The sequence below is a fragment of the Enterococcus gallinarum genome (assembly GCF_021496385.1).
Classification (GTDB): domain Bacteria; phylum Bacillota; class Bacilli; order Lactobacillales; family Enterococcaceae; genus Enterococcus_D; species Enterococcus_D gallinarum.
The window spans coordinates 1,896,489-1,914,219 of record NZ_CP050816.1; the positions used below are offsets into that span (position 1 = coordinate 1,896,489).

Below are 17,731 nucleotides of genomic sequence, written 5' to 3' on the forward strand. Positions count from 1 at the left end.
AAAAGGAAAGAATACGACTGCCCAGCGATTTGATTCGCTGGGCAGTCAATTGTTTTATTTTGTTTGCTTCCAAAATTGTTGCATCTGGTCTAAGACGGCAATGACGTCGCTTGTTAGATGGATCGATCCTTTAGAAGTCCCTTCAATAGTTTTAATCATATTGGCGATTTCGTAATTTAGTGCTTGGGTCGTATCGCCTGTTTCAATAAACTCATTGGAGCCATCACGATAGTGGATGGTTGCTTTATCAGCCCGCGGATATTCTTCGACTGTGATATAGCCTTCTTCAAAAGCAACGATTCCTGTTTTTGGCATTTTAGCTTGGAAAGTTAGGGTCACACTGGCCATTTCATCAGCTGGGTTACGCAAAATCGTCACGGATTGTTCATCAACGCCGGTTTCAAAAGGCTTCATGCTGCTGAATTCTACCTTTGGTGACTCACTCATGAAAAAGCGGGCAAAAGAGACGGCGTAAGTACCAATGTCAAGCAGTGCACCGCCGCCTAAATCAGGATTGAAAAAACGATTTTGAGGATCAGGATCCTTGTAACTGCCAAAAGGTGCTTGAATCATTTTTAATTTTCCTAGTTTGCCAGAGGCTACGATTTCTTTTAGACGGTGATAAAGCGGCATGTTGTAGATGGTTATCGCCTCTTCTAAAACCAATCCTTTTTCTTTGGCTAAGGCCAGTTCTTCAGCAAGTTCATCGCCACTTGTAGTGATCGCTTTTTCGCAAAGAACGTGTTTCCCTGCTGCCAGTGCTGCCATGATGTAGTGATGGTGGATATCATTTGGTACCGCAATATAGACGATATCGATCGATGGATCAGCCAACATTGCTTCAGCAGATTCATAAGCCTGAGGAATCGAGAAACGTTCCGCAAATGCTTTGACTTTTGAGTAACGGCGGGCACAGACACCGTACAAATCGCTAGCATCGCTTGCAAATCCAGCGGCAAATTGTGTGGCGATGTCTCCAAGGCCAATTATGCCCCAACGATATTTTTTCATTTTCTATCAGCTCCTTCGTTTTTAGTATAACAAAACTTAGTGAATCTTAAAAATATTGCAAAGCCAAAGTTAAAAGTTCCATTTATGTCCAGCTTTCAGTAAAATAGATACAGGAGGGATGTATGATGCATAACGTGTCTATTGCAATTATTTTAAGTACAGTTATTGAACAATATTCTACGGAAGCTCGTTTCTATGAAACGCAGCTTGGAATCGATCGAGAACAATGGGAGGCTTGGAAAAATGGGACAGCGAGTTTGACACCTGCTGAAAATCAGAAAATCAAATTGCTGTTCTCTGATTATGAATGGATGCTGATTCAAAAAATTGTTCGTCAAACGGTGATCTATCCCGAAAAGAGAACAAGTGCGGTAGCTGAATTCAAGAAAATGAAGACACAGATTGCACGCACGTGGCTTTCAAATGATTTGGCAAAAGTGGAATTATTAACACAATCTGAAGAAAGTACCCAATACCTTGATTTAAGAGTCAGTATTACGTATGATGAATGGGGCTATGACGACATTTTGAACTTCCGTCTGCCTGCTTTTGTCCAACAACAAATCAAGAATGAGAAAATTGAGTTGTTGGCATGGGTCAAAGAGAATTTAGAAGAGACATATAATTAAAGGTAGGGTTTTTTTGAAAAAATATTTAGGTATCTTAGCTGCTGCTGGCTTTCTATTAATTAGTTTGGTAGCTAGTCTGCAGCAGGAACATTCAGCGAGCAGCGAAACAATCGCAAGTAGTCAGACAGTGGCGTCTAGCAGTGAAAAAGAACAAGCAAGAGTCTCTCAGAAGAGTAAAGATTTTCCCAAAATATCTTTAGATGATTGGGCGCTTGTTTTAGTGGGCCCCCTGAATAAAGGAACTGAAATCGATACGGGGGGATTAGCAAAATTAACCAATGGCTATCTCGTGGACAAACGAATCGTTTCTGACTATGAAAAATTAAAAGCTGCCGCAGAAAAAGCTGGTCATCCTTTAGTGATGATCTCCGCCTTTCGCTCCATCGCCTCGCAAAAGGCTGTTTTTGATCAGAATGTCACGATGCTGATGAGTCAAGGACAAAGCAAAGAGAAGGCAATCGAAACAACCAAACGAACGATGACAGAACCAGGTTACAGTGAACACCATACGGGTTTAGCCGTAGACGTAGTTGATCGACAATGGTATGATTCTTATCCAGAAACCGTATTGGACCACCGATTTGGTGAGACAGATGGCGGCAAGTGGCTGCAAGCGCATGCCCGGGAATACGGCTTTATCATTCGTTACCCAGAAGGAAAGCAGGCCATTACTCAGATCGATTATGAACCTTGGCATTTACGCTATGTTGGTGTAGAAACTGCTACATATATTGAAAAACATCAACTGACTCTGGAAGAATTTCTAGAGCAAGTAAAAGAACAGGAGGAAGAAAATGAGTAAACGACGCAAAACAACGAAGACTCGACTGCCGTTTGTCTTTTTAGGTATCCTCTTGATTGGACTTGCTTTTATTTTTTCAATGAACAGTTTAGCCGATCCCTTGCCGAAACAAGAGGATAGTGAAGAAATGACTCAGCAAGAATTTATTGATCGCATTGCACCTCATGCACAGGAATTGCAAAAGGGGTACGGTATTTTACCGAGCATTATTTTAGGGCAAGCCATCTTGGAGTCTGATTGGGGCAAAAGTACACTAGCTAGTGAATACAATAATCTTTTTGGAATCAAAGCATTTGGACATAGTAAAAAAGTGACATTAGATACCCAAGAGTTTTATAATGAGCAGTGGGTAACGATCCAAGGCGATTTTCGAGTCTATGATTCGTGGGAAGAGTCCATGGATGACCACACGATGCTCTTTGTCAATGGCGTAGACTGGAATCCAGCGCTCTATGTAAATGTTTTGTCGGCAACAGACTACAAAACAGCTGCCAAAGCATTGCAAGAAGCTGGTTATGCCACAGATCCGGATTATGCAGAGAAAATCATTCGTGTAATTGAAACCTATCATTTAAATCAATACGACCAATAGACGGAAAGAAGTGGGTGCCCATGGAAGAAAAATACATGCCAAAGATCACAACGGAACTGCGAAAAGATATCGTGAAAGTTCCTAAAGTTATCAGACAAGCAAGCGGGATTCAAATTTTTGGCAAACAGATCCGCTCGATCATTTTTACTACAGATATTGCAATCATCCGCAATACCAATGCAGATGCGGTGATTGCCGTCTATCCCTTTACCCCGCACCCTGCGATTACCAAAGCGATTATCGAGGCAGCTGATATTCCCGTATTTTCGGGGGTCGGAGGAGGTTTGACTCAAGGATTTCGTTCTTCTTATATGAGCATGTTTGCAGAAGCGCAAGGTTCCATTGGTGTGGTGCTAAATGGTCCGACACCACTGAAAACTGTGGAGCAGGTCTGTAAGGTCATTGATATTCCTGTGATCAGTACCGTAACTAGTAAATATACCAAAATTGATGAAAAATTGAAGTTAGGTGTCAAAGTGATCAATATCAGTGCTGGAAAAAAAACCGCTGAGACTGTTCGTTATTTTCGCGAGCGGTATCCTGAATTGCCAATCATCGCTACTGGAGGCCCTACAGATGAAAGTATTTTAGAAACGATCGAAGCAGGCGCCAATGCAATCACCTATACACCACCTTCCAATGGAGAGTTATTCAGCAAAAAAATGCAGCACTATCGGGAAATGGAAAAACCTGATTAGTGAGCGTTGAGAAATAAAATGAGAACATTCTTATTTTGGAAGAGTTTTCTAAACTTGCCTTTTTAATCAATCTTCGGCATAATCGAACCTATCATTCATAAAATTTAACTTGTATATCGTCGTAATAAGGTCGACAGTCTCTACCCGATACCGTAAATATCGGACTATAAGTAAAAAAAGTGCCATTGATGCACCTTTTTTGCTTTAGCAAAAAAGGTGTTTTTTTGTTGATAGGCCTAAATGGAAAGGAAAGAGGTATAGGATGAAAAAGTTGATCGAACGGATCGAAAAAGACGGAAATGTTTTAGGTGATGGCGTTCTGAAAGTTGATAGTTTTTTAACGCACCAAGTGGATCCGGAATTAATGCAGGAAATCGGCACGACATTTGCCAAACGATTTCAAGCAGAGCAGATTACTAAAGTAGTGACTATCGAAGCTTCAGGGATTGCACCAGCTTTATTTACGGCACAAACATTAGGTGTGCCAATGATTTTTGCCCGTAAAGCCAAAAGTCTGACAATGGACGAAGAATTATTGACAGCCTCGGTTTATTCCTTTACCAAGCAAGTCACGAGTCAAGTATCGATTTCTCGGAAATTTTTGTCTGCGGAAGACAATGTATTGATCATCGATGACTTTTTAGCAAATGGCCAAGCAGCAAAAGGATTGATCGAATTGTGCCAGCAAGCCGGTGCAACGGTTGCTGGTATCGGAATCGTCATTGAAAAATCCTTCCAATCTGGACGAGCATTGCTTGAAGAAATGTCGATTCCTGTTGTTTCTCTCGCGCGGATCGCTTCCTTATCCGAGGGTAAAGCAACTTTCTTGGAGGGTGACGCTTAATGAACGAACAAAATGGACGCTCTGCTGTCTTAGGGTTGCAGCACTTGCTCGCGATGTATGCGGGTGCTGTCGCAGTACCACTATTGATTGGAACCGGGTTAGGATTTAATGAAGCCCAAATGACTTATTTGATTTCCATTGATATTTTTATGTGCGGGGTAGCAACATTGCTGCAATTGACCGTCACCCGTTTCTTCGGGATCGGATTGCCGGTTGTCTTGGGCTGTGCCATCCAAGCTGTTTCACCATTGATTTTGATCGGAACTAAGTCAGGGATCGGTGCCATTTATGGAGCCATTATTGCTTCTGGTATTTTTGTTGTTTTGATCTCCGGTGTCTTCTCAAAAATCAAAGTCTTGTTTCCGCCATTGGTTACGGGAACTGTCATTACAGTGATTGGTTTGACGTTGATCCCCGTTGCCATTACCAAAATCGGTGGTGGGGATGCTGCCGCAGCTTCCTTTGGCGCACCAGACAATTTACTCTTAGGTTTTGTCACGATTGCATTAATTATTGGTATTCAGATTTTTGCCAAAGGATTTCTTCGTTCGATTGCTGTTTTGATCGGTTTGATCGGCGGAACTTTGCTAGCAGCTGTCTTAGGGTTAGTTGATTTATCCGCGATTTCTCACGCGCCTGTCTTTCATTTGCCGCAGCCGTTTTACTTTGGGTTACCAACCTTTGATATTTGGTCGATTTTATTGATGATCATTATTTCAATCGTTAGTATGGTGGAGTCTACGGGGGTCTATTTTGCACTGGGAGATATTACAGGACAACCTGTTTCATCAGAATCATTGAAAAAAGGTTATCGGGCTGAAGGGTTAGCAGTGATTCTGGGCGGAATCTTCAACACATTCCCTTATACGGGCTTCTCACAAAATGTAGGGCTCGTACAGTTATCTGGTATCAAAACCCGTAAACCGATTTATTTCTCTGCGGTCTTTTTGATTATATTAGGTTTGTTTCCGAAAGTTGGTGCTTTGGCGCAAATCATTCCTGAAGCTGTATTGGGTGGCGGGATGTTAGTCATGTTCGGCATGGTGGCTGTCCAAGGGATGAAAATGTTGTCGAAAGTCGACTATTCAAATGACAAAAATTTGCTGATTATCGCTGTTTCACTGGGATTCGGTTTAGGGTTCAACATTATGCCAACTTTATTTAGCCGCTTACCTGAAACCTTGCAAATGTTTACTGGTAACGGAATTGTTATGAGCAGCATGACTGCGATTATCTTGAATCTTTTATTCAATGGCTTACCAATAAAAGAAGCGGTCGAATCAGGAGAATTTAGCGAAGTTTGATTTACGAAAGCATTCTGGTCAACAGGATGCTTTTTTTGTTTTAGAGAGAAGAAATGATCTTTTGATAAAAGACGAACAATATATCTCGTGTTTTTTCTATAGTTCGATTTTCTTTTGACTTTATGGATGTCACTTGCTAGTATTTAAGTGAATAATCGAAGGGAGTTGTCTTATGGAACAAGTAGCAGTCATTATGGGCAGTACGTCGGATTGGGAGACGATGAAACACAGTTGTGAGATTTTAGAGGAGCTTGGGATTCCCTATATCAAAAAGGTTGTTTCGGCTCATCGGACACCGGACTTGATGTTTTCCTTTGCCGAAAATGCAAGAGAAAAAGGGCTGAAAGTAATCATTGCTGGTGCTGGCGGTGCCGCTCATCTGCCAGGTATGGTCGCTGCAAAAACAACGTTACCCGTGATTGGCGTACCCGTCCAATCACGAACATTAAATGGATTGGATTCGTTACTTTCCATCGTACAGATGCCGGGAGGCGTTCCTGTGGCAACGACAGCGATTGGAAAAGCTGGTGCAATCAACGCGGGACTACTTGCAGCTCAGATGCTTTCCATGTATGATTTAGGAATAGCGGAAAAGTTGGATCAACGAAGAAAGACGTTGAAAGAAAAAGTAGTGGAAAGTAGTGATCAACTTGATTAAACCTTTGATGCCCAATGCGACGATCGGAATCGTTGGCGGCGGACAATTGGGGCGTATGATGGCAATGAGTGCCAAAAAAATGGGTTTCCGTGTCGGCGTGCTGGATCCAACAGCCAATTGTCCGACAGCACAAGTAGCTGACTGGCATATTGTTGCTGCTTATGACGATGTCTTTGCACTGGAAGAAATGGCGCGGCGTTCTGACGTGATTACTTATGAATTTGAGAATGTCAGCGTAGAGGCTTTGAATTCGATTTTGCCCTATGCAAATATTCCCCAGGGAACTGATCTATTGGCAATCACCCAAGATCGCTTGTTAGAAAAATCTTTCTTAGAAGCCAATAATATTGTTATTGCACCTTATGCGACAATCATCAGTCCTACCGATATTCAAGATGCCATCGAGAGTATCGGCTATCCTTGTGTATTGAAAACGACTCGAGGAGGCTATGATGGCAAAGGGCAATATGTTTTATACAGCACAGCTGATTTAGCGCCTTCGATGAATCTTTTGCGGGAAGGAACTTGTGAATTAGAAGCATGGATCCCTTACGAAAAAGAACTCTCGATCATGGTGGCAGGTAATGGTCGTGAAATCACCACTTTCCCAGTGGTTGAAAATATCCACCGCAACAATATCTTGCATCAAACGATTGCACCTGCTCGAATCGATTCTGAGGTAGCGGAGGAAGCAGAACGGATCGCGCGTGTGATTGCGCAAGCCCTTGATTTACGCGGTGTTTTAGCGATCGAGCTGTTCTTAACGAAAAGCGGCGGACTATATGTGAATGAGTTGGCACCACGCCCACATAATTCAGGCCATTACTCGATTGAAGCTTGTTCTATGAGCCAGTTTGATGCCCATGTACGTGGGATCTGCGGTTGGCCGCTTGCAGAGGTTAAACTGTTGAGTGATGCGGTCATGGTGAACATCTTAGGTGATGAACTCATTGAAACATATGACCTGATTGCTCATAAGCCAGATTGGCAATTCCATTATTATGGCAAAGAAGAAGCAAAGAGCGGTCGGAAAATGGGACACATTACGTTGTTGACCGAAGACATTACTGCTTCATTGGAAGAAATCTATCAAACGAATATTTGGGATTAAAGGAGAGTAACGCATGTTAGAACGTTATACAAGACCTGAGATGGGCAAAATTTGGACAGATCAAAATCGATACCAAGCATGGCTAGAAGTCGAAATCTTAGCTGATGAGGCGTGGGCCGAGCTTGGTGAGATTCCCAAAGAAGATGTGGAAAAAATTAGAGAGAAGGCAACTTTCGATATCGACCGTATCTTAGAGATTGAAGCACAGACACGCCATGATGTGGTCGCATTCACCCGGGCTGTCTCTGAATCGCTTGGTGACGAAAGTAAGTGGGTCCACTATGGGCTGACTTCTACTGATGTGGTAGATACGGCTTATGGTTACTTGATGAAGCAAGCGAATGACTTAATCCGTAAAGATCTAGAAACATTCACAGCTATCATTGGTGAAAAAGCAAAAGAACACAAATATACTGTCATGATGGGACGGACCCATGGGGTGCATGCCGAACCGACGACATTTGGGTTGAAGCTTGCCTTGTGGTATTCTGAAATGAAACGCAATATTGAACGTTTCGAACGAGCGGCGGCTGGAGTTGAAGCTGGGAAAATCAGCGGCGCAGTAGGAACATTTGCCAACATTCCGCCATTTGTTGAAGAATATGTATGTAACAAGTTGGGGATTCGTCCTCAAGAAATCTCTACGCAAGTGTTGCCGCGAGATCTCCATGCAGAATATTTTGCTTCCATGGCACTGATTGCAACAAGCATTGAAAAATTTGCGACAGAAATCCGTGGATTGCAAAAATCAGAAACAAGAGAAGTTGAAGAGTTTTTTGCTAAAGGGCAAAAAGGGTCTTCCGCAATGCCGCACAAACGCAATCCTATTGGTTCAGAAAATATGGCGGGATTAGCACGAGTGATCCGCGGTCATATGGTGACGGCGTATGAAAATGTTTCTCTTTGGCATGAACGTGATATCTCTCACTCTTCTGCTGAACGGATTATTATCCCGGATACAACGATTTTGATTGATTATATGCTCAATCGTTTTGGAACGATCGTCAAAAATCTGACTGTTTTCCCAGAAAATATGAAACGTAATATGAATGCGACTTTTGGCTTGATCTATAGTCAACGTGTTATGTTGAAATTGATCGATCATGGCATGACTCGAGAACAGGCATATGATCTTGTTCAGCCGAAGACGGCACAAGCTTGGGACGAACAACGGGATTTTCGACCATTGTTAGAAGCTGACCAAACCATTATGTCTACGTTAAGTGAAAAAGACTTGGATGATGCATTTGATTATCATCATCATTTAAAGCAAGTGGATACGATTTTTGCGCGCGTAGGTTTAGGTGAATAGGGAATAAACCCAAAAAAAAAAACAAAAGGCACGCTGCTTCAGTAAGCAGCGTGCCTTTTGGGGTAGTTTTATTATTTAGTTATAGTTTTCGGAAAGATAAGACAAAAGATCTGGGGCTAATGCTGTAGCAGAAGAGTTTTCTTGCCGATCTTCTAGCATGGACACCATCAAATACTTTTGATTCTGGGCATCGAAAGCAAATAAGAAGCTATTTTCCTGTCCTTTCTCATCTTGTTTCTCCTTGATCTCAGCTGTTCCAGTTTTGGCAGCAAGAGGCAAACCGAGAGCTGCTAGGGAATGGGCTGTCCCATTCTCATCGGTAACGACAGCTTTCAAATCCTCATTGATCAGTGAAATCGTCTCTGGTGAAATCAACTCTTTTTTCGTCTTTGTTTCTGCACCCATCACTAATCGTGGATAAACCAGAGATCCTTGATTGGCGAAAACAGAGTACATCGCTGCTTGTTGAATTGGATTGATCAACAATTCTCCCTGGCCATAGCCAGTGTCTGCCAGCAAAATCTCAGAATTGAAGGATTTGTCATTGCTGATTTGTGCAGGGTTCATGGCAATCGGCAAGTCCAATTCTTCACCGAAAATAAATTTCTCCAAACCAGCACGGAATTTGTCTTCACCCATCGCCAATGTTTGTTGAGCCATATAGATATTATCCGAATAGACGAGAGCGTTACGCAAGTTAACGGATGCGACATCGCTGACCCGAGTCACGAAGTAATCTCCCCAAGAGCTATCTTTTTGCCATTTCAATCCGTTGATTGAAAGGACGGTTTCTGGATTGATCGTTCCATTGTCTAAACCGATGGCTGCTGTGATTGTTTTAAAGGTTGAACCTGGAGCATAACCAGTTGCAAAGCGGCTGATAAATGGTAGATCTTTGTTGTTTTGGTAAGCATCATAGTCCTCTTGTGAAATTCCGTTGGTCATTTTATTGGGATCAAAACTTGGAGAACTAGCTAGAACGAGCAGATCCCCTGTGGTTGGTTCAGTGACCACGGTAGAACCAGCCTGATCCTTAAGGGAATCAAAAGCGATTTTCTGTGCTTTGGCATCGATCGTGAGTTGAATCGTTTTGCCGTCAGTTTTTTTCGTTTCGATCAATGCTTTTCGCTCTGTGCCTTTTTCATCGGTGATCGCTATCTTACCACCGTTTTTTCCTCGAAGTTCTTTGTCAAAAGCTGCCTCGAGACCAGAGCGGCCAATTTTTCCATTGCTGGCTAATGTATCATCTTTTTCAACATCTTCAGCCGTAATGTCTCCTACATAACCAATCAATTGTGCAGCGGCTTCACCTAATGGATAGGTTCTGCCCGCGGTTTCTTGAATGCTTGCACCGGTTGGGAGATCAGCTGTGGGTTCCACGATTTTCAAAGGAACAAAGTAATCGTCTTGCACCCAAGATTGATCCAATGCTTGCTGGATCGCTTTCTCAGTCAGGTCAAACTGCTTAGCGATCGCTTTGATTCTTGACTCTTTATCCTCTCCATCTCCTAATTGTCCGGGAATCACCCCAAGCTGGTACAAGGTGCCATTAGCAGCCAGTGGTGTTTTGTTGCGATCCACTATTTCACCTCGAACAGCCTCATCAACAGAAATACTTACTTTATCTTGTCCAGCCATGTCAGGGAAAATCAGGTTTGGAGCCCAATCGATTTTTGGCTGATCTTTTTCAAATTTGATGGTTCCGGAATAATTCAGATCTTTGATTTCCCCCAAGCTAGTAGTGAGAGATAACTGATACGTAAACTGATAATCTGCATCTTTGACATCATCGCTTAAAGTGATTTTGGAACCCTTGATGTTGGCAGCATCAATTCCGCTGAAAATTGTTTGATATTTTTCTGCTACTTGATCATTGGTATAACCATTTCTTTCTGCGCTATCAGAAAGAATCAAGGATGGTAATTTGTCGAATTTGTTTTTTGAAAGGTTCTCAATGAATGAGTGGACGACTTTCTCTGCCTGATTTTGTCGTTGCTGTTTGTCATAATAGCGATAGCCGAAAAAGCCACCTACTACAAGCAATAAGAGCAGAGGAAGAACAATCAGTAAAGTCTTCCGTTTTTTTGGTGGTTGATTTTGAGAGCGGCGATTTTGTCGTTCCATTTTTCTTAATTCCCTTCTTGGTTAAGTATCGGTAACTCTTCGCGATTCCGATAAAGCGGCAGCAGCAAGCAATAATCTGCTAACAGTTGCTCCATAGTGAGCGTAGAAATCTGATCTTTGAGATAGACTTTGCCAATCTGTAATTCGCTTTTTTTTACAGTAGTCAGCCGCTCTAGAGCAGCGGGCCATTCTCGGATCGGCTGATAGCCATATTGCGTATGATCCAGAGAGAGGACAAAATCTTGAGGTAGAGTTTCAAACAGTGCCGGTTTCTCTGACCAGCAGCGAGCGATTTGCTGTTGGTTTTTCGGCTGATCAATCACACTTAACCAGACAAAAGCATACTCACGAGTAATACCGATCTGGAAGTGGGCATCCATCTTATAACCTCGCTTGTTTGGTCCAAAAGCTGCCCAAGTTTCTTCTGGAGGATAGACACTTCGCCGTCGGTGCTGTGCGATATGCAGATAAAAAGGAGTGTCTAGCTTTTCTGTGAAAAAAGGGCAGACTTTTTCACCAATTTGCTGAAAAATCGGTTGGATCTCTTTACGAATTTCCTGCATTCGTTCTTCCAAGCTCGAAGCTTGGAAGACGTGAAAGCTTTTATTAGTAAATAACATAGAGTAAAATTCCTTTCTTGTATTCTAAGAGATAGTATAGCAAAAAAACACCCTTAAAATCGCAATTTAGGCGTTTTTTAAGAGTGTGTTTAACTATTTATAAAATTAGGTTTTAAAGGAGTGAAAGTCTTTTCCTCATTGAGTAAGTTTAGCAAGACATCCAAAAAGGCAGTTTGCATTTCTTCCATATTGAAATAAATACGGAAACAATAGGTGTGTTTAAAGAAAGTCTGCTGATGGATTTGATGGATAATCAATTCTTCGTTTAATCCGTTTTTATATTGGAGTACCCGTTTTCGATGTTCGGAATAATGAGGCCGGGCATGTTTTTTGAATGGACTGAATAAATAAAAAGATGTCATTTGATTTGCGGTCAACACTTGTTGAACGGCAAGTAGTTCATTATGTAGCTGTTTTCTGTCGCTGTCCGATAAATGAGCGATAAATCGTTGCGCTTGATTTTTCAGTGACCACATGAATCAATTCCTCCTTGGAGATACCAGTATTCACAAAATCAATATAACATGAAAAAAAATAAATGTAAACGCTTTATAGCGTGTGAACAAGTCGGAAATCAGCAGAACAAAAAATGATTTTAAGTTAAACACGAACGTTTAAAGAAAAATTAGTTGTTAATGTACATTATTTTGTTGACCCTTATTCTTTGCGTTGTTAGAATAGAAAACAACAAGAAGAGACTAAAAATCTATGTGAAAAAACTAACTTTTGTGAGGTGTCCGGTGGTGCAAGAAGAATTGATTTACGAAGGGAAAGCAAAGAAACTCTTCAAGACTAACAAAGATGAAGAGCTCCGTGTGGAGTATCTCGATCAGGCTACCGCGTTGAATGGATTGAAGAAAGATGCAGTTTCAGGAAAAGGAGCGCTGAATAATCAGATTACCAGTCTTATTTTTCAAGAATTAGAAAAGCAGGGTATTCCAAGTCATTTTATCAAAATATTGTCTAAACACGAACAATTAGTTTGTGAAGTTGAAATGATCCCGTTGGAAATCGTCGTCCGTAATACGGCTGCCGGCAGCTTTTCTAAGCGCCTGGGAATTGCTGAAGGGGAGCAGCTGCCTTTTCCGATTATTGAATTTTATTACAAAGAAGACCGCTTAGACGATCCTTTCATCAATGAAGATCACATTCGTTATTTGGGAATCGCCACCCCTGAGGAAGTTGCTCAAATCAAAATGCTTGCTCGACAAATCAACACCGCATTGTGCCAACTCTTTGAGAAGATTAAGATCCACTTGGTCGACTTTAAAATTGAAGTCGGAAAAAGTGATGGGAAAATTCTTTTAGCGGATGAGATTTCGCCGGATACTTGTCGCTTATGGGATCTGACAACGAAAGAACATTTGGATAAAGATGTCTATCGTCGTGAAATCGGGGATCTGATTCCTGTTTATCAAGAAGTATTAAATCGCTTAGAAAAGGAGTATAGTTCATGTATTTAGTCAAAGTTTATGTCACTTATAAAGAGTCGGTCTTGGATCCTCAAGGAGAAGCAGTCAAAGGAGCGGTTCATCGTTTGGGGTATCAAAATGTCTCTGAAATACGTATTGGGAAATATTTTGAGATCAAAGTTACAGACAGCAACAAAGAATCAGTAGCGGCAGAAATTGAAGAAGTTTGTGACAAGTTACTGGCAAATGTCAATATGGAGACTTATCGTTATGAAATCATTGAGATGGAGGATAAGGAACAATGAAATTTGCAGTAATCGTTTTTCCTGGTTCGAATTGTGATGTCGATTTAATGTATGCCATCAAAGATGTGATGGGCGCAGAAGCCGAATATGTGTGGCATGACGAGACCTCGTTAGCTGGCTTTGATGGTGTATTGCTTCCAGGAGGTTTCTCCTACGGGGATTACCTTCGCTGCGGAGCCATCGCACGTTTCTCGAATATTATGGCAGAAGTCATTCGTTTTGCAGAAGAAGGAAAACCGGTCTTTGGTACGTGCAATGGCTTCCAGATCTTGACAGAAGCTGGCTTGCTGCCAGGGGTTTTACGCAGAAATGAATCGCTGCACTTTATTTGCAAGCCGGTACAGTTGCAAGTCAATAACCAGACGCCTTTTACCTCTGAATACCAGCAAGATGAACGGATCACGATCCCTGTCGCTCATGGAGAAGGAAATTACTATTGCGACGAACAAACCTACCAGGAACTGGAAGCCAATAACCAGATTGTCTTCCGTTATGTGGATAACGTTAACGGGAGTTTACATGGTATTGCCGGCATTTGCAACAAGGCAGGCAATGTTTTAGGGATGATGCCCCATCCTGAGCGGGCAATGGAAGAGTTGCTTGGCTCAAAGGATGGCAAGAAGTTCTTTGCGTCTTTATTGAAAAATTTCGGGAAGGTGCCAGTACATGAATAAAGCAATCATAGCAGAGCCAACACCACAGGAAATCAAAGAAACCAAGCTTTATCAACAATGGGGGCTCACTGATGAAGAATACCAAATGATTTCAGAAGAAATATTAGGTCGACTACCTAATTATACAGAAACGGGTCTCTTTTCAGTAATGTGGAGCGAACATTGTTCCTATAAAAATTCCAAGCCGGTCTTGCGCAAATTTCCAACCGAAGGCCCGCAAGTTTTACAAGGACCAGGCGAAGGAGCGGGAATCGTCGATATTGGTGATGGCCAAGCAGTTGTCTTTAAAGCAGAAAGTCATAACCATCCTTCGGCCGTGGAGCCTTATGAAGGCGCCGCAACCGGCGTCGGTGGGATTATTCGTGATATTTTCAGTATGGGGGCGCGGCCCATCGCGATCCTAGATTCGTTGCGTTTTGGCGAATTGACGAATGAGCGGACCAAATACCTTTTAGAAGAAGTCGTGGCAGGAATCAGCGGCTATGGAAATTGTATCGGAATCCCTACAGTCGGTGGTGAAGTTGCCTTCGATGCCTGTTACGAAGGGAATCCATTGGTCAATGCGATGTGTGTCGGTTTGATCGACCACAAAGATATTCAAAAAGGACAGGCCAAAGGCGTCGGTAACATAATCATGTATGTGGGAGCAAAAACAGGTAGAGACGGGATCCATGGTGCAACATTTGCTTCCGAGGAGTTCGTGGAGGGAGAAGAACAGCAGCGCTCGGCTGTCCAAGTAGGAGACCCCTTCATGGAAAAATTGTTATTAGAAGCTTGTCTTGAGCTGATCCTTGAACATTCAGACAGTTTGATCGGTATTCAGGACATGGGGGCAGCCGGTCTCGTTTCTTCCAGTTCTGAAATGGCTTCAAAAGCTGGTTCAGGATTAAAACTTTATTTAGATGATGTACCGCAACGAGAAACTGGTATGACACCTTATGAAATGATGCTATCAGAATCTCAGGAGCGGATGCTGATCTGTGTGAAACAAGGACATGAAGCAGAAGTTGAAGCGTTGTTTCAAAAATACGGATTGGAAGCGGTAGTGATTGGTGAAGTAACCGATGATGGCGCGTATCGCTTGTACCATCAGGGAAAAGAAGTTGCCAATTTACCTGTTGATGCTTTGGCAGAAGATGCGCCAACTTATCATAAAGAAAAAGCAGAACCTGCTAGAATCCAAGCATTTCGTCAACAGCCTGATTTTGAACCAGTCATTGATGATGCAACAGCAGTCTTTTTACAATTGTTGCAGCAACCCACGATTGCTTCAAAAAAATCGATTTTTGAAACCTATGATTCTCAAGTGAGAACCAATACCGTTGTTGGCCCAGGAAGTGACGCTGCAGTCCTGCGGATCAAAGGGACCAACAAAGCTTTAGCTATGACCACGGACTGTAATGCTCGCTACTTGTACCTTGATCCTGAACGAGGCGGACAGATTGCTGTAGCAGAAGCAGCTCGCAATATTGTTGCTTCTGGGGGACGACCACTAGCGATCACAGACTGTCTCAACTATGGCTCGCCGGATAAACCAGAAGGCTTTTGGGAGTTATGGACATCGGCAGAAGGGATTGCCAAAGCTTGTGAAATTCTAGAAACTCCTGTTATTTCAGGTAATGTTTCGCTGTACAATGAAACCAACGGGCAGGCAATCTATCCAACACCAGTGATTGGTATGGTAGGGCTGATTGAAAAGGTCGAACATATCACCACACAACATTTCCAGACACCGGAGGATTTGATTTATTTGATTGGAGAAACGAAGGCCGACTTTAACGGCAGTGAACTCCAAAAATTACAAAATGGGTCGATCAATGGCCGTTTGATGGCATTTGATCTATTAGAAGAAAAACAGAATCAGGAAATCGTCTTATCTGCGATCCAGGCTGGACTTGTAAAAAGTGCCCATGACTGTGCAGAAGGCGGATTAGCTGTTGCATTAGCTGAATCTGCGTTTAAGAAGAATGTCGGTATATCTGTTCAACTAGATTTGCCGCAATCTTGGCTTTTTTCAGAAACACAATCGCGATTTGTGCTGTCCATTGCTCCAGAAAATCAAACCGCTTTTGAAGCTTTGGCAGGTGATAGCGCTTGTCTCATCGGAAAAGTTACAGCAGAACCGCAACTAAAAATCCAAGGTAGCGGTGGAATGATCGTAGTGGAAACAGCCTTAGCATGTAAGAAATGGGAGGAAGCAATTCCATGTCTATTGAAGTAAAAAGCTTGAATGAAGAATGCGGGGTTTTTGGTGTCTGGGGTCACCCTGATGCTGCCCGAGTTACTTATTTTGGCTTGCACAGTTTACAGCATCGGGGACAAGAAGGCGCTGGGATCGTCGCAAATCAGCAAGGCAAACTTGCCGGACATCGGGATCTTGGCTTATTAGCAGAAGTTTTTTCCGATGAACGACTTCTTCAACGATTGACAGGTGAAGCAGCAATCGGACATGTTCGCTATGCTACTGCAGGCAATGGCAGCGTCGATAATATCCAACCTTTTCTTTTTAAGTTTTTTGATCAGCAGATTGGGTTGGCGCACAACGGGAACTTAACCAATGCCAAGAGTTTGCGGAAATCACTTGAGTCTGAAGGAGCCATTTTTCATTCAAATTCAGATACCGAAATTTTGATGCATCTGATTCGCCGCAGTGGTCAAGCGAATTTGTTGGATCGCATCAAAGAAGCGCTGAATCAAGTGAAAGGTGGATTTGCCTATCTTTTGCTGACAGAAGATGCGATGATCGCTGCTCTTGATCCAAATGGATTTCGGCCACTCTCGTTAGGAAAAATGGTCAATGGTGCTTATGTGATTGCTTCAGAGACTTGTGCTTTAGAAGTGATCGGAGCTGAATTTGTTCGAGATATCTGTCCTGGGGAAGTTGTCATTGTGGATCAAGCGGGCTACCGTGTTGAAACATATACGGAAGAAGTCCAACCAGCGATTTGCTCAATGGAATTCATTTATTTTGCACGACCAGATTCGAATATTGCCGGCGTCAATGTCCATACTGCACGAAAAAATATGGGACGTAATCTTGCCCAAGAAGCACCGATCGAAGCAGATATGGTGATCGGTGTACCGAACTCATCCTTATCGGCCGCCAGCGGGTTTGCAGAAGAATCTGGCATTCCTTACGAATTAGGATTAGTCAAAAATCAATACATTGCACGAACATTTATCCAGCCCACTCAAGAATTACGGGAACAAGGCGTTCGGATGAAGCTATCTGCCGTCCGGGGTGTGGTTGAAGGAAAAAAAGTGATCATGGTGGATGACTCGATCGTTCGCGGCACTACTAGCCGACGAATCGTTCAATTGTTAAAAGAAGCCGGTGCCAAAGAAGTTCACGTTCGGATTGCTTCACCGCCATTAAGATATCCTTGTTTTTACGGAATCGATATTCAGACGCGGAAAGAACTGATCGCTGCTCGGCAAAGTGTCGAAGAAATTCGCCAAACGATCGGTGCCGATTCGTTGGCTTTTCTCAGTGAGACTGGCTTGATCGAAGCAATCGGGTTAGATTTAGATGCCCCCTATTCTGGATTGTGCATGGCCTATTTCAATGGTGATTATCCTACACCGCTTTATGATTATGAAGAAAGCTATTTAGCGTCGCTCGAATAAATGGTACA

General features: G+C 42.6%; 18 protein-coding genes and 1 riboswitch. Of the genes, 14 read left to right on the forward strand and 4 right to left on the reverse strand.

Annotation, left to right across the window (positions count from 1 at the left end; all coding sequences use genetic code 11):
* Positions 1 to 54: 54 nt before the first annotated feature.
* The gene (locus HED61_RS09340) at positions 55 to 1,011 is read right to left on the reverse strand and encodes a Gfo/Idh/MocA family protein (RefSeq protein WP_219645237.1); all 957 of its coding nucleotides are present in this window, start codon (positions 1,009 to 1,011) and stop codon (positions 55 to 57) included.
* Positions 1,012 to 1,136: 125 nt separating this feature from the next.
* Here HED61_RS09340 and HED61_RS09345 point away from each other — a divergent pair, with 125 nt between their 5' ends.
* The 9 genes from HED61_RS09345 to purB all read left to right on the forward strand — a co-directional run bounded on the left by HED61_RS09345 (position 1,137) and on the right by purB (position 8,961).
* A complete protein-coding gene (locus tag HED61_RS09345) occupies positions 1,137 to 1,640 on the forward strand; it encodes a hypothetical protein (protein ID WP_034704725.1) in 504 nt (167 codons plus the stop codon).
* A 13-nt stretch (positions 1,641 to 1,653) separates the two neighbouring features.
* Positions 1,654 to 2,442 carry a M15 family metallopeptidase gene (locus tag HED61_RS09350; protein ID WP_156247350.1) on the forward strand — a complete coding sequence of 263 codons (789 nt, stop codon included), beginning with the start codon at positions 1,654 to 1,656 and terminating at the stop codon, positions 2,440 to 2,442.
* Complete coding sequence (locus HED61_RS09355) at positions 2,435 to 3,034, forward strand: glycoside hydrolase family 73 protein (RefSeq protein ID WP_003127188.1); 600 nt, start codon at positions 2,435 to 2,437, stop codon at positions 3,032 to 3,034. The genes HED61_RS09350 and HED61_RS09355 overlap by 8 nt, the downstream gene beginning before the upstream one ends.
* A 20-nt stretch (positions 3,035 to 3,054) precedes the next feature.
* The gene (locus HED61_RS09360; protein WP_029486902.1) at positions 3,055 to 3,732 is read left to right on the forward strand and encodes a beta/alpha barrel domain-containing protein; all 678 of its coding nucleotides are present in this window, start codon (positions 3,055 to 3,057) and stop codon (positions 3,730 to 3,732) included.
* An 89-nt stretch (positions 3,733 to 3,821) separates the two neighbouring features.
* Positions 3,822 to 3,919, forward strand: a riboswitch (purine riboswitch).
* Between the two features lie 75 nt (positions 3,920 to 3,994).
* On the forward strand, positions 3,995 to 4,576 hold the full coding sequence (locus HED61_RS09365; protein WP_003127190.1) for a xanthine phosphoribosyltransferase: 582 nt from the start codon (positions 3,995 to 3,997) through the stop codon (positions 4,574 to 4,576).
* Positions 4,576 to 5,880: a nucleobase:cation symporter-2 family protein gene (locus HED61_RS09370; protein ID WP_219645236.1), complete on the forward strand. Its 1,305-nt coding sequence runs from the start codon at positions 4,576 to 4,578 to the stop codon at positions 5,878 to 5,880. The genes HED61_RS09365 and HED61_RS09370 overlap by 1 nt, the downstream gene beginning before the upstream one ends.
* Before the next feature lie 172 nt (positions 5,881 to 6,052).
* The gene (purE, locus tag HED61_RS09375) at positions 6,053 to 6,538 is read left to right on the forward strand and encodes a 5-(carboxyamino)imidazole ribonucleotide mutase (protein WP_003127192.1); all 486 of its coding nucleotides are present in this window, start codon (positions 6,053 to 6,055) and stop codon (positions 6,536 to 6,538) included.
* Positions 6,531 to 7,649: a 5-(carboxyamino)imidazole ribonucleotide synthase gene (purK, locus tag HED61_RS09380; protein ID WP_171917740.1), complete on the forward strand. Its 1,119-nt coding sequence runs from the start codon at positions 6,531 to 6,533 to the stop codon at positions 7,647 to 7,649. Before purE ends, purK begins: the two co-directional genes overlap by 8 nt.
* Before the next feature lie 13 nt (positions 7,650 to 7,662).
* Complete coding sequence (purB, locus tag HED61_RS09385; protein WP_041119285.1) at positions 7,663 to 8,961, forward strand: adenylosuccinate lyase; 1,299 nt, start codon at positions 7,663 to 7,665, stop codon at positions 8,959 to 8,961.
* A gap of 75 nt (positions 8,962 to 9,036) precedes the next feature.
* Here the strand turns inward: purB and pbp4 are convergent, their stop codons facing one another.
* From pbp4 to HED61_RS09400, 3 genes are all read right to left on the reverse strand, one after another.
* Positions 9,037 to 11,085, reverse strand: coding sequence for a penicillin-binding protein PBP4(5) (gene pbp4 / locus HED61_RS09390; RefSeq protein WP_219645235.1), 2,049 nt, complete (start codon positions 11,083 to 11,085; stop codon positions 9,037 to 9,039).
* 5 nt (positions 11,086 to 11,090) lie between these two features.
* Complete coding sequence (locus tag HED61_RS09395; RefSeq protein ID WP_147735629.1) at positions 11,091 to 11,705, reverse strand: DUF1054 family protein; 615 nt, start codon at positions 11,703 to 11,705, stop codon at positions 11,091 to 11,093.
* Between the two features lie 89 nt (positions 11,706 to 11,794).
* A complete protein-coding gene (locus HED61_RS09400) occupies positions 11,795 to 12,181 on the reverse strand; it encodes a hypothetical protein (protein ID WP_147735630.1) in 387 nt (128 codons plus the stop codon).
* 264 nt (positions 12,182 to 12,445) lie between these two features.
* Between HED61_RS09400 and purC the strand changes: the two genes are divergently transcribed.
* The 5 genes from purC to purF are packed head-to-tail and all read left to right on the forward strand — an operon-like array spanning position 12,446 to position 17,723.
* On the forward strand, positions 12,446 to 13,168 hold the full coding sequence (gene purC, locus HED61_RS09405) for a phosphoribosylaminoimidazolesuccinocarboxamide synthase (RefSeq protein ID WP_219645234.1): 723 nt from the start codon (positions 12,446 to 12,448) through the stop codon (positions 13,166 to 13,168).
* Entirely contained in the window at positions 13,159 to 13,422 is a 264-nt protein-coding gene (gene purS / locus HED61_RS09410; RefSeq protein ID WP_003127200.1) for a phosphoribosylformylglycinamidine synthase subunit PurS, read from the forward strand. Before purC ends, purS begins: the two co-directional genes overlap by 10 nt.
* Positions 13,419 to 14,096, forward strand: a complete 678-nt coding sequence (gene purQ, locus HED61_RS09415) for a phosphoribosylformylglycinamidine synthase subunit PurQ (protein ID WP_060814872.1) — start codon at positions 13,419 to 13,421, stop codon at positions 14,094 to 14,096. Before purS ends, purQ begins: the two co-directional genes overlap by 4 nt.
* Positions 14,089 to 16,317: a phosphoribosylformylglycinamidine synthase subunit PurL gene (gene purL, locus HED61_RS09420; protein ID WP_219645233.1), complete on the forward strand. Its 2,229-nt coding sequence runs from the start codon at positions 14,089 to 14,091 to the stop codon at positions 16,315 to 16,317. The genes purQ and purL overlap by 8 nt, the downstream gene beginning before the upstream one ends.
* Entirely contained in the window at positions 16,302 to 17,723 is a 1,422-nt protein-coding gene (gene purF / locus HED61_RS09425) for an amidophosphoribosyltransferase (RefSeq protein ID WP_060814870.1), read from the forward strand. Before purL ends, purF begins: the two co-directional genes overlap by 16 nt.
* Positions 17,724 to 17,731: the final 8 nt, after the last annotated feature.